The organism is Methanobacterium alcaliphilum (assembly GCF_023227715.1).
Lineage (GTDB): Archaea > Methanobacteriota > Methanobacteria > Methanobacteriales > Methanobacteriaceae > Methanobacterium_E > Methanobacterium_E alcaliphilum.
This window is the reverse complement of record NZ_JALKIF010000005.1, coordinates 23,233-35,881: the sequence shown is the minus strand read 5'-3', so window position 1 is coordinate 35,881 and position 12,649 is coordinate 23,233. Positions and strand designations below refer to the sequence as shown.

13 protein-coding genes are annotated in these 12,649 nt (G+C 31.0%); 9 read left to right on the top strand and 4 right to left on the bottom strand.

What is annotated here, in order from left to right; all coding sequences use genetic code 11:
- The first annotated feature begins 168 nt into the window (after window positions 1–168).
- The 5 genes from rnz to nadA all read left to right on the top strand — a co-directional run bounded on the left by rnz (window position 169) and on the right by nadA (window position 5,133).
- On the top strand, window positions 169–1,077 hold the full coding sequence (rnz, locus tag MXE27_RS04590) for a ribonuclease Z (RefSeq protein ID WP_248611233.1): 909 nt from the start codon (window positions 169–171) through the stop codon (window positions 1,075–1,077).
- Between the two features lie 35 nt (window positions 1,078–1,112).
- Window positions 1,113–1,865, top strand: a complete 753-nt coding sequence (locus tag MXE27_RS04585) for a mechanosensitive ion channel family protein (RefSeq protein ID WP_248611232.1) — start codon at window positions 1,113–1,115, stop codon at window positions 1,863–1,865.
- Entirely contained in the window at window positions 1,858–2,454 is a 597-nt protein-coding gene (locus tag MXE27_RS04580) for a class E sortase (protein ID WP_248611231.1), read from the top strand. The genes MXE27_RS04585 and MXE27_RS04580 overlap by 8 nt, the downstream gene beginning before the upstream one ends.
- Before the next feature lie 255 nt (window positions 2,455–2,709).
- Complete coding sequence (locus MXE27_RS04575; RefSeq protein ID WP_248611230.1) at window positions 2,710–3,945, top strand: roadblock/LC7 domain-containing protein; 1,236 nt, start codon at window positions 2,710–2,712, stop codon at window positions 3,943–3,945.
- 270 nt (window positions 3,946–4,215) lie between these two features.
- On the top strand, window positions 4,216–5,133 hold the full coding sequence (gene nadA, locus MXE27_RS04570) for a quinolinate synthase NadA (RefSeq protein ID WP_248611229.1): 918 nt from the start codon (window positions 4,216–4,218) through the stop codon (window positions 5,131–5,133).
- 11 nt (window positions 5,134–5,144) lie between these two features.
- Here the strand turns inward: nadA and MXE27_RS04565 are convergent, their stop codons facing one another.
- Window positions 5,145–6,284, bottom strand: coding sequence for a DUF362 domain-containing protein (locus MXE27_RS04565; protein WP_248611228.1), 1,140 nt, complete (start codon window positions 6,282–6,284; stop codon window positions 5,145–5,147).
- A 15-nt stretch (window positions 6,285–6,299) separates the two neighbouring features.
- Window positions 6,300–6,866, bottom strand: coding sequence for a M48 family metallopeptidase (locus tag MXE27_RS04560; protein ID WP_248611227.1), 567 nt, complete (start codon window positions 6,864–6,866; stop codon window positions 6,300–6,302).
- A gap of 159 nt (window positions 6,867–7,025) precedes the next feature.
- On the opposite strand from MXE27_RS04560, the gene MXE27_RS04555 reads away from it, so the two are divergent.
- Together MXE27_RS04555 and MXE27_RS04550 are read left to right on the top strand one after the other, a co-directional pair.
- Window positions 7,026–7,790, top strand: coding sequence for a hypothetical protein (locus tag MXE27_RS04555; protein WP_248611226.1), 765 nt, complete (start codon window positions 7,026–7,028; stop codon window positions 7,788–7,790).
- A 109-nt stretch (window positions 7,791–7,899) separates the two neighbouring features.
- A complete protein-coding gene (locus MXE27_RS04550; RefSeq protein WP_248611225.1) occupies window positions 7,900–8,307 on the top strand; it encodes a ferritin-like domain-containing protein in 408 nt (135 codons plus the stop codon).
- Between the two features lie 174 nt (window positions 8,308–8,481).
- On the opposite strand, the gene MXE27_RS04545 is transcribed toward MXE27_RS04550, so the two are convergent.
- Complete coding sequence (locus MXE27_RS04545) at window positions 8,482–9,375, bottom strand: UbiA family prenyltransferase (RefSeq protein WP_248611224.1); 894 nt, start codon at window positions 9,373–9,375, stop codon at window positions 8,482–8,484.
- Window positions 9,376–9,531: 156 nt separating this feature from the next.
- On the opposite strand from MXE27_RS04545, the gene MXE27_RS04540 reads away from it, so the two are divergent.
- Window positions 9,532–11,259 carry a histidine kinase dimerization/phosphoacceptor domain -containing protein gene (locus MXE27_RS04540; RefSeq protein ID WP_248611223.1) on the top strand — a complete coding sequence of 576 codons (1,728 nt, stop codon included), beginning with the start codon at window positions 9,532–9,534 and terminating at the stop codon, window positions 11,257–11,259.
- On the opposite strand, the gene MXE27_RS04535 is transcribed toward MXE27_RS04540, so the two are convergent.
- Entirely contained in the window at window positions 11,260–11,733 is a 474-nt protein-coding gene (locus MXE27_RS04535) for an HIT family protein (RefSeq protein WP_248611222.1), read from the bottom strand. It abuts the gene before it with no gap.
- Window positions 11,734–11,833: 100 nt separating this feature from the next.
- Between MXE27_RS04535 and MXE27_RS04530 the strand changes: the two genes are divergently transcribed.
- Window positions 11,834–12,619 (top strand): Fpg/Nei family DNA glycosylase, encoded by a 786-nt coding sequence (locus MXE27_RS04530; RefSeq protein ID WP_248611221.1) that lies wholly within the window; start codon window positions 11,834–11,836, stop codon window positions 12,617–12,619.
- Window positions 12,620–12,649 lie beyond the last annotated feature (30 nt).

Here is a 12,649-nt window from a genome sequence, read left to right as displayed (position 1 = left end):
AATGAGATTATAGTATCTCCCATATATAATTAGCATGAAATTATTTCTGTGTATATTCTCAATTTCATAATAGGAATACTTCAAAGGACTAATATGAAATTATAATTATACTTTCTATAAAAAATAATTATATACTATTCTAATTAATTATTTGTAATTGTGATTCAAATGGAATTAATATTCTTAGGAACATCCTCAGCGGTCCCATCCAAATATAGAAACCATACAGCTATAGCTTTAAAAGCATTTGGTGAGGTTTTTTTATTTGATTGTGGAGAAGGCACCCAAAGGCAGATGTCTCAAATAAAATTGAGTCCTATGAAAATAAATAAAATTTTCATAAGTCATTTGCATGGAGACCACATACTAGGAATACCTGGAATAATTCAGTCCATGGGATTTAGAGGTAGAAAAGAACCTTTGCATATTTACGGTCCACCCGGGTTAAATGATGTCCTGAAATCAGCGCTTAATCTGGGTTATTTTTCAATGGACTTTGAAATCCACAGCCATGAATTAGATGAAGGACTTATAATAGAAAAAGAGGATTATAAAATAGAATGTGTTAAAACCCAGCACAATGTTCCTAATTTATCATATTCCATTCAAGAAATAAAAAAACCGCGATTTATTAAAGAAAAAGCTATTGCATTAGGTTTAAAACCAGGCCCTGATTTTGGTAAATTACATAGAGGCATATCCGTACATTTTAAAGATCGTATGATAAAACCTGAAGAAGTTCTTGGTGATGAACGAAAAGGTATAAAAATTACTTATTCCGGAGATACTCGCCCCTGCGAAACTATGATTAAATTAGCAAAGGATTCGGATATTCTAATTCACGAATCAACTTTTGAAGCGGGGCAAGAATCCAAAGCCTCGGAAACCGGCCATTCCACAGCTCATGATGCTGCAAATATTGCTAAAAAAGCAGGAGTTAAATCTTTAATTTTAACCCACATCAGCACCAGATATAAAAAATCAAAACAATTAAAAACTGCAGCACAGGAAATATTCAAGAATACTATGATTGCTGAAGATTTAATGGTAGTTGAGGTAAAAACTGAGAAATTTTAACCATTAAGAACTCGAAATAAAACTGGAGGACAATAATGAGTCTAAATCTTATTTCAAACCCACTTATTAAGAATTTACTATTAATAGCCACTACATTTTTAGTGGCCATTATTATCATAAAATGGGCCAATTATTTCATTAAAAAAATGGGCCAGCGTTGGGAAATTGATCTTACAGTTATCCAGGTTTTAAATGATTTAGTTAAGTATGGAATTTATATTATTGCATTAGTTATAAGTTTAAAAGAACTAGGAATTGATATAACTGCAATAGCTTTAAGTTTAGGAATAGTAGGTGTAGCTGTAGGTTTTGCTGCTCGGGACACGTTATCTAACTTTATCTCAGGAATGTTTATTTTAGCAGATAAAAGTTTTAAAGTAGGGGATACAATTGAAATTTCAAACCAAAAAGGAAAAGTGACCAAAGTAGGATTTAGAACCACTACCCTAACCACACCAGATAATAGTGTGATAACCGTGCCTAACTCCACTTTTTCTAAAAATCCTTATTTGAATTATACATATATGGATCGTAGAAGAGTTGATTTGCGAGTCAATATTCCCTATGACTTTGAGCTTGAAGAATTAACCGAAAAAATTGAAACTCTTGTAAATAACTTTGATTGGGTGAGAAAAGAACCAAAACCCAAGATATTAATACTTGAACTGAAAGATGTAGGAGTTCAAGCTAAAATCACCGCATGGACTGATGATCCGTGGGAAGTAGCCCAGTACAAAACTTTAATGGCTGAAAAAATCAAAAAAATATTGGTAATTGACAATGAATAAAAGTAAAACATTTTTTTTAATAATCATTAGTTTATTTATTATTTTTTCTTTTAGTGTATTATTTACCAGTTATTCTGGATTAAATCAGCTAAATAATACGTCCCAAGCAGAAAAAAATAATTTCCCAGTTTTAAAAACTAAAATAGGTCTCCGTGCGGATATCACTGAGCCAACCCAATCTTTAGCAAATTCCCGGCTAATTATTCCTAAAATCAATGCAGATTATCAAATCAGAACAGATACAGTTAATAAATATAATTCTGTTTATCATTATCCTAATAGCGTTCTACCTGGAGAAAAGGGAGAATGTGGATTGTTGGGACATAGAACAACTTTTTCGGCCCCATTTAAAAAATTAAACACCTTAAAAATAGGCGATGAAGTAATAATAGAGGATTTGGTAAGTTCAAAGAAATATATTTATCAAGTTACATCTAATGGGGATGATATTCGCTGGGATTATAAAACAAAGCCTATTCAATTTTCAAAAGGTGGAGAATCTCGTTTAATGTTAGTTACATGTTATAGGCCTGGTAAAAAAACAGGAGCATGGGTGACTCACTGCAAATTGGTTTCAGTTTCTAATTAAAACTATTTTTTATCTTCCACCCCACTCATATCCTTTTTATTTTTAAAAAATAAGCAGTTTTTCGATTTTTATCCAGAAAATATAATAACAAAATATATCAAAAGAAATAATAATAGGTATAACTGAGAAAATATTAAGTTCCTTTTAATCAGAATTACTTTAGAATATAATTAAATATTTAAAAGTTAAATAAATGGATGTAGCCCAAAGAAGAAATTTTATTTAGAATATCACGGGAAACGGGCAGGTATTCAAATGGGGTCTGAACTCAAGATTAAATTAAAAAAAACCTTAGAAAAAATAGAAAGTATCCGTGGCGTAGATGGTACTTTGGTTGTAGATAATCAAGGGGAAATTTTGTATAGTAACTTATCATCTGATGATGTTTTACTTTTTGGATCCATGGCCAACATAATCAGCAATTCATCTGAAAAATTACTTGATCTTTCAAAAAAAGGTTCAATTGAAAGAGTACTTGTTGAATCATCAAATGGTAAAGCTTTATTTTTAAATCTTGAAAAGGCACATTTAGTATTACTTTTAGGTAAAAAAACCAATATTGGAATGGTTATACTCTCTTCAAAAAAAGTTGCTGAATCCATAAAAGAAATGGAAGAAATTAAAAAATTACCCGTTTATATTGAAGAAGTGCCAGAAATAGAAATTGAAACCCCCGTTGTAGAAGTAGGTGAATTAGAATCTGTGCTGGAAGATGTGAAACCAGACGAATCTGTGATTCATGCTGAAATTAGTGAAGTTAAAAGCGAAACTACCAATCTAGAATTAATACCACCCGAAAACACTGAAATTATTGAAACCCCTGAAGCTTTAGAAATAACAGAAGAACCAGACATTGATGAAAAATCAAAACCGTTAAACATTGAAGAGGGCATATCTAAAGACTCAGTTCCATTTAAAGTCGAAGAAACGGTTTTTAGTGACGATGAGCTAACTGATAGCGAAGAAAAAATAATGGAACCTCCTGAGACAGGAATTCCTGTAATAAAACCACCATTATCATTTCCCGTTCTTCCTGAAAACGTGGTTATCCCCGAAAACTTGCAGGAAAGATCTGAATTAATTATTGATATTTATGAAGCCATAATGTTAGCAATGTCCATAGGTGCCAGTAAGATTATGGGAGTTTCACCTGCCAGAGGTATGTTGAAAAAATCGCTTCCCTATGATAAGTGTCCTGAAATACTAAATGGTGTCGATGTTAAAAGTAACTCTGCACTTCAATTTGAAGCAGTTCGTACTAATCTAGAAAATTTCCCGGTTGAAAGTCGGGTTGATCAAACTATTAATGATTTTACCACAATAATATCTGCCATAACAGACAACTACGGTCGAGTGATGGGATACGACGCATTTAGAGGTATGATTAGACCAGAATTTAAGAAAATTTATAAATCATTTGGTCCTGCCATGGAAAAACTCGGGATTAAAGAAAAGATCCACCCTGAGCTTAGAGAGATTCTAGTATCTTAAAATCAAATTATTTTTTTCATATTTTCATTACCGTTTAATTAATTATGGCGGTTTATTCCACTCTAAATAAGTTAATTACTCTTTATATTGAAAATATATATTATCTATTGAAAGTTTTTTATAGATGTTTCAAATAATTATTTAATGATGGCCCTATTAAAAAAGATAACATATGTTAAGATTATTAATGTCTGAGCCATCTGCAAAAATTTCAATTCACAGTAATTCTAAAAATTTAAAATAAGATTATACAGTTACGTAGGGAATAATATGTTAAAAAAAATCCAGGAAGAGATATTGCAGCTCAAAGAAGATAAAAATGCAATTATATTAGCTCACAATTATCAAACCAAAGAAATACAGGAAATTGCAGATTTTATTGGCGATTCTTTAGAATTATGTATCAAAGCAACCCAAATCACCGATAAAGACCTTGTTGTGTTCTGTGGTGTTGATTTCATGGCAGAAACCGCATACATCCTTAATCCCGAGAAAAAAATCGTTATACCAGATGCCGGTGCCGAATGTCCTATGGCTCATATGTTACCTGCGGGTGAAATTAAAAAAGCCAAAAAAAGATTTCCTGATGCTGCAGTAGTGCTTTATGTTAATACACTTGCTGAGGCAAAAGCTGAAGCAGATGTTCTTTGTACTTCTGCTAATGCCATTAAAATAGTTGAAAGCTTAAAAGAAAAAACCATCTTATTTGGACCAGACTCTAATCTGGCAGGGTATGTTTCTCAAAATACAGATAAAGAGATAATTCCCATACCTGAAAATGGCCATTGTTATGTACATAAAATGTTCTCTCCAAGCGACATTTTACTTCTTAAAGAAAAATATCCTGAAGCAGAGGTTTTGATTCATCCAGAATGTGATAGTGAAGTTCAAGAAATGGGTGATCAAATTTTAAGTACAGGTGGAATGCTAGATCATATCCACGCATCTAATGAAAAAGATTTCATTATAGGGACTGAAATTGATATGGTAACCCGTATAAAAAGAGAAAATCCTGATAAAAATCCAGTCCCTGCATTTGCAGAAGCGATATGTGAAAATATGAAGTTGCATACCTTAGAAAAAGTCAAAAATTCTTTAATTAATGAAGAATTTGTGGTTACTGTTCCCGAAGATACTATGAAAAAAGCATTGAAGTCTGTGGAAAGAATGCTTGAACTTTCAAAGTAATTAAAAAAAATTCAATCCACACTTATTAATTCATATTTTTTAGCACCAATTCCTAATTTTTCAGCGTATTCTAATTGTTTTTTACCATCCACAGATTTCCAGATCCCCTGGAATTTATCTTCTCCAGGTGAAAAATTTTTTTCAAGGAGATTATTTTCAATTCCTTTTTGTTGATTTACAAGATCATAACTGGCCATGTCAATTGCTACAGGGTCCTTTGAGGCTAGTATCCCAATATCTGGAACAAACGGTGCATCACTCCACCCTACACAGTCACAGTCAGGAGTTATATTGATTAAAAAATTGATGTATGCTGTTTTTTCGGATTTATTCTGGATTGCACCCCAAGCATACTCCATCATTTTTTCAATGAAAGTGGGGATTTCATTCTCCCAATCAAGATCAATAACACTATTAGAACAAGTATCCAGACAATTCATGCATGCAATACAAGAATCGTAGTTAATTATCACTTGGTTTTTCTCATCACCTGTCATCAAATGCATGGCATCCACTGGACATGAGGGTACACATAACCCACAAGCACTGCAGTCATTATTAATAATCGGCTTGGCAGATTCATGTTGATCCAGTTTTCCACCGATAGTTGCACAGCCCATGGCTAAATTTTTCAAAGCTCCACCAAACCCACTCATGCCATGGCCCTTAAAATGAGAGACTACCATCATTGAGTCAGATTTTAAAATATCCCCTGCGATTTTAACTTCTTTAAAATGTTTTCCATTTATTTTCACTAGTTTTTCATTCTGACTTTGCAGTCCATCTGCAATAATTAAAGGCACACCTACAACAGAATAAGAAAACCCATTTAATATAGCTGTCTGTATATGATCCACAGAATTATGCCTGCTACCAAAATACAAAGTATTAGTATCAGTTATAAAAGGTTTAGAACCATTGTTTTTTATCTTATCTATTATGTGTCGAATCATTACCGGACTAACATATGAATCATTTCCCCTTTCCCCAAAGTGAACTTTAACTGCAGTTAAATCATCTTTATTAAATATTTCTCCAAATCCTGCCCTCTCAAAAAGCCTTTCAATTTTATTTGCATTATTCTCAAAACTGCTTCGAGACCTGAAATCTGCAAAATATACTTCTCCCACCATTTTATCTTTTCCTTTCAATTGTATTAGGGTAAATCACTTAAATTTAAAATCCGCAGTGTGCCTTTTTATTGCAAACCAGTATTTAGATAATTCATTATCTAATTCTTTATAGTTTTTATATCTTGAACTGACTAGCTTCCAAAACTGATTAGTATGGCCAAATTCCACAAGGTGTGCCATTTCATGAAAAACCACATATTCAATTAAATAATCCGGGAGGTATTTCATCATAGTATTGAATTTAAGATTACCCTGGCTATCGCAACTTCCCCAGCGAATTTTCATTTTTCTAAAAGTTATTTTGTGGGGAATACTATCTATCTTAATTGCATAAAAATTTATTAAATCATGTACTTTTTCTTTTAATTCCATTTCACAGCATTTTAAATTTAAATTACATGATTTAGAATCATTAATCATGGAAAGTTTTGCATATATCCATTCCTTATTTTTTTGGATGATTTCTTCATGATTTTTAAATCCTTCAGGTAGGATTAAAATCAAATCGCCTGTTTTTATTTCTAATCTAGGATACTTTATGGAACGGTGCACCACTTTATATTCAAACTCCAAATCACCGATTACTGCTTGATTAATCATTTAACTCATAATTATTTTATTTTAATTCTTAAAGTTATGGGGTGGCAGATAACATTAAACGCAGTTATTAATCTGTTAATTATATTTAATATAAAACTAATAAATAGATACAATGCGACGTACCCATATTGTGGAAATGGTTTAAAAAGGAGGTTTTAGATGCTTTTTAGTGTTGCAGGGCATGAAGTTAAAGCAGAAATAGAAAAAAAACATACCTTTAAATCTAAACATTCTGAAAATAGTTTAGAACATCTTAAAATTCATTTTCAAGTATATAATCGGACTAAAGTTCCTAAAATTATTTATTCCGTTGATGACGGGCGCAAGTGGGCCGTGTTAAATTCTTCGTATTATTACACAGAAGGGAATCCCGTAGTACGTTATATTTTTGATATTGAAGAAATTGAAGATCTCAATATCAAATCTCTTTTGATAAATAAGTTAAAAATCACTCCTTACGAATATGAAGAAGAAATAGATAGTTCAAAAGGAGATATATTAATTATTAAAACCCAGCTAGAAATTAATCTGGAAAACTGGGCTGTTTTAAAAAAATTGTATCATGAAAATCAATTTTTAAGTGTGAAAAGACATGGAATCTCTCCTAAAAGAAAAAAGATGAGGTTTGGTAAATTAATATGGTCTAAATTTAATGAGAATCAAATAAAATGTGCAATTTCATTATATGAATACAATTCATCCCAGTTTAGAGAATCCAACCAATTAAAGCCCGAGATGGATAATCTGCAAAAAATAACAGCATATAACTCGGATATAACCCATAACTTGTTAAATCTTTTAAAAGAAAAAAAAATTTTAGATGACGAGGATCTTCAGAAAATAACTCCCCACAAAACACCAGATATTATTAAGTTTGGTGAAGTGGAAGATTTAGATGAGTTTATGAAAATTTATAAATTGTAAATACCACTTCTTATCTCATTTATTAGCATTATTTGTTTATAGTAATGATAATAAATCATATAAACATATTATTAATATAATTAAATAATAAATAAAAGGAGGTATTTTTTTGGACAATAAAGAAATAATACGACTTTTAAATATTGATTTTGTACATGAGTTAGAGGCCACCATGATTTATGCATATAACTCATTTATAATCCAAGACTGCAATGCCAGCCGCCTAACTGAAGCCATATCTGTGGATGAAATGAGACACATGTGGTGGTTAGCCGATTTAATCACAAAAAGAGGAGGAAAACCTACCATGGAACATAAAGAACTTGATTTTGGTGGGGAAGATCTTAAATCACAGCTTAAGCGGCAAATTCAAAGCGAAAATGAGGGTATTGACGAATATGTGCATCAAATTGAGATAATTGATGATGAAGAAGTTGTTGGGGTTTTAAAGCATATTCTTGATGAGGAAAAAAGGCACCGCAAGGAATTTAGGGAAATATTGGGTAAAATGGATTGAATTTCAACCCAACACTCTTTTTTATTTCAGTAGCTCGCCCCAGATTATTTTTAAACCTGAAATAGTTCTTATTTTATGAATTTGAAAATCATTCATGACTTTGAATTAAGAAACATATCAATAATTTTAACTAACCTAAATCTGAAAAAACGAGGCATGAAATAATTAATTGAACTAACTAACAACTGAAATACTGGCCAGAGCTAGAATAAATGGCCATAAAATAAATTCGGAATCAGCCATTCCATGCGAAATTAATCCCAGTTCCTCATTTTCATAATTTTCTGATTTATGAATATAATAAAAAACATAAAAATAAAAAAAAGAAAGTGAGAAAGAGAAAAAAGGTATTAATTGATTATAAATTCCTATAAACAGAGGGAATAGAGAAAATAAATTTAATCCATGTAAAAATAGTATACATTTCTGTTTTCCAAGAATGACAGGTAAAGTTTTTAGAGATTCTCTTTTATCTGATTCAATATCCTTTAAATCAAAAAATATGATATTAATTAAAACTCTCATAAAAATAAAGATAAAAATCAGTATAAATGAAAGTTTTACTTCCATTATATTATAAAAAAGAATGAAAAATGTACCTCCTGAAGACCATGTTAAAGCCGTGTAGATATTTTTAAAAAGAGGTATTTTTTTAGTTATCCCTTTAAACGCTTTTGTATATAAAATACCACTGATAATGATTCCCCCTATAAACAAATTTAGCTTAAAATTTGAAAATAAAAAAAGAAGACTCAGAAGCACCAGCACATAAGAAAACAAAATGAAAGGATAAAAGGATTTTTTTTTGCTTAGGTATTCCGTTCTTTTTGAATTTGATAGTTTGTCGATTTCTAAATCTTTGTAGTAATCATAACTATACACAATCAAGGGCAAAAGATAAGAAATTGAGAGGATGGGAAAATCACATTTTAAACTTAAAATTAAGGATACTGATAAAATAAGGAAAGGGCTGCCTAATGCAGCATAGTAACCCCCGTAAAATATTTCGCTTAAAAGCAGTGAAAGATACTTGTTAAACGGCCTAATTCCGTCCATTACAAAGGTCATTATAGACCCATCACATAATTTTATGTAATGATTTATGTGATATCAAATATATTTTTATGTGAAAATCAACAAAATATATGTAATATTTCAAGTGAAGATTTTAAATATTAAAATTTTTAATCAAAATATATGTGAAAAGGCTTTGTTGGGGGATAAATGAATACTTATGCACTTATTTCGCTTTTAGCATTTATGATCTGCTTTTTTTTAGGTAATTTCATATACCATAAAAACCCTCAAAATGCACTAAATAGAATGATTGCAGTATTGTGTATATTGGTAGGTTTTTTAGCATTTATAGAATTTTTGTATCGTCAAGCCCCTAATTATGAAACTGCATATTTTTGGCTTAAAATAAGTACTTTATGGCCTTTTGTCCCTTCAGTTTTATTACACATCTCCCTCATATTCACTAGTCAAAAAAAGATCCTGAAACATAAAATAACATATTTAGCAATATATTTACCTGCAATAATCATATCTGCAATTGCATTATCCACCAATTTACTTTTAGAGGGGGCACTTCATACATATTGGGGTTGGACTTATGGAATGCCTAATGATCCGCTATTATTCAATATTATGAGCATATGGACTATTCTGGCTGGTTTTTCTGCTGGAACATTGTGTTTTATTTATTATTTGAAATCTACAAATTTAAAAAGACTGCAGGCCAAGTATGTTTTCACTGGTTTATACCTTCCTTTAATTATAAGCATTGTAAGTGATCTTTTTCTTCCATCAATAGAACTCAGAGTTCCTGAAATGACCATGGTCATGTCTACTATCGGGATAGGTGCTATAAGTTATGGTATCTGGAAATATAGATTTCCTGCACTTACAACCGCAGCTGTTGCAGATAAAATAGTGTCCACCATGTCCAATTTCTTATTATTACTGGATCAAGATGGAACCATTTTAACCATAAACCCCGCCACCACTGATCTTTTGGGATACAGTAAAAAAGATCTTATTGGCCAGCCCATAGATTTACTATTTTCAGACTCAAAATATTACAAGAATTTATTCCAACAATCTGATAAAAATTATCATAATAATTCTATAAACAATATGGAAGCGAAGCTTAAAACTAAAAATGGTGGTGAAATACCTGTTTTATTATCCATATCCCCCATTATAGATGATTATTCTAATTTAATTGGTTTAGTATGTATAGGCAGCAATATAAAAGATATTAAAAAAGCTGAAAAAGAAATCCAGGCATCTTTAGAAGAAAAAGAGGTGTTGTTACGTGAAGTCCATCACCGCGTGAAAAATAATTTACAGATAATATCCAGCCTACTAAACTTACAAACAGGTTATATTAAAAATCCTGAAGATGCAGAACTCTTTCGAGAGAGTCAAAGAAGGGTTCGTTCCATGGCTTTGATCCATGAAAGACTATACAAATCATCAGATATTTCTCATGTTAATCTTCGAGAATATATGTCCAGCCTAATTGGCTATTTATTACAATATTACGTGGTTAATCCTGAGAAAATTAAAATAAATCTGGATGTGGATGAAATAAATTTAAGTATGGAAACTGCTATTCCCTGTGGTTTAATTGTGAATGAATTAGTAAGTAATTCTTTAAAATATGCTTTTCCCCCGGATAGATCTGGTCACGTGGATGTTTCACTTAAAAGGAAAGGCGAATTTTTCATTCTAAATGTAGCGGATAATGGAATTGGATTTCCAGCCAAATACGATTTTAATGAAAGTGAAAGTGAAAGTTTAGGACTTAAACTAGTAAAAGGTCTTGTTGACCAAATTGATGGTGAAATAAAATTAAATGCCCAATCAGGAACTGATTTTAAAGTATTATTCAAAGAAGCCGAATATAAAAATCGTATTCCTATTCCTAACGAGTCAAAAGCCTAATCATATATTTTTCTCAATTCCATTCAATTCTTTTAAAATAGCAAGTTTAATATTATTTTTTATTTTTTCAGAAATTGGTTTGGCAGGCCTGGGCCGCATATAACCAAAAAAAGGATCTTCAAATAGTTCTCCATCCAATTCAACCTCATGGTCATATCGAGGGATAAAATGCCAGTGCATATGCGGCTCAAGAGTATCTTCTAAGTAAAAAGAATTCATCAAAGTTCCCCAATTAAACATCGTAGCGTTAAATGCTTTTTTTAAAGACGATTCGAGTTGGTTAACAATTTCTGAAAATTCATCCCATTCTTCTTTGGTTAATGAATTCAAGAAACGTTCTTGGCGTTTTAGAGCTATAACACAAGTTCCAAGATTGCTTTGATTCGGTGCTAAAAAGATTATCCAAGAATTAGTTTCATAGAGAAAATCACCGAAATTGTATTTTTCCAGATTCTTACAGTACTCACATCCCATATTTATTTAATGAGTATTTAGAAATAAATAATTAATGACATATTAAGGGGCTCTGAAAAGGAAAATTTAGGGATTAATTATAGTATATTGGAGTTGTTACATGCCTGAACTTCCCAGTTTAGAAATTTTTAAACGTTACTTTGATTCTACTTCACTAAATCAAAGAATTGAAGAGATTAAATTGAATAACCCTGAAATTTTATTAGATATTAGTTCTAATGAATTAAAGAATAATTTGATTGGTGCGGAATTTATATCCAGCATGAGATATGGTAAATATTTATTTGCAAATCTAAAAAATAGCATGAATCTGATTTTACATTTTGGAATGACTGGTTCTTTAAAATATCATTCTAAAACTTTGGATTATAGTCCTCATTCTAGAATTAGTATTTTATTTGAAAAGGGAAATGTGCTGGATTTTGAAGACCCGAGAAAATTTGGAAAAATAGGGATGACCTCTGATATCAATCAATTTATAGCAATGAAAAATTTAGGTCCTGACGCCCTAAATATCGCAATTAACCCTTTTAAAAAATTGTTTAAAAATAGAAAAGGTAATATTAAACCTCTTTTAATGAACCAACATTTTATTGCTGGAATTGGAAATTTATATGCTGATGAAATTCTCTATCAAAGCAACATCCACCCCCTTACCAAAGCCGGTGATTTAACAGATGATGACCTTAAAATAATCTATGAAAATATGCAAATGGTATTAAAAAAAGCAATTTATTTTCAGGACAACACCAGTAAGTTTCCCCCAGAATTTTTATTGGCCCACCGGTACCCTGGCGGAAAATGCATTGAAGGTGAAAAATTGGACATATTAAAAGTGGGAGGGCGTACTACTTATTATTGTCCCAAAAAACAGATTAAAAAATGAAGCAGATCTTTTAAAAAAACATGGAAAATA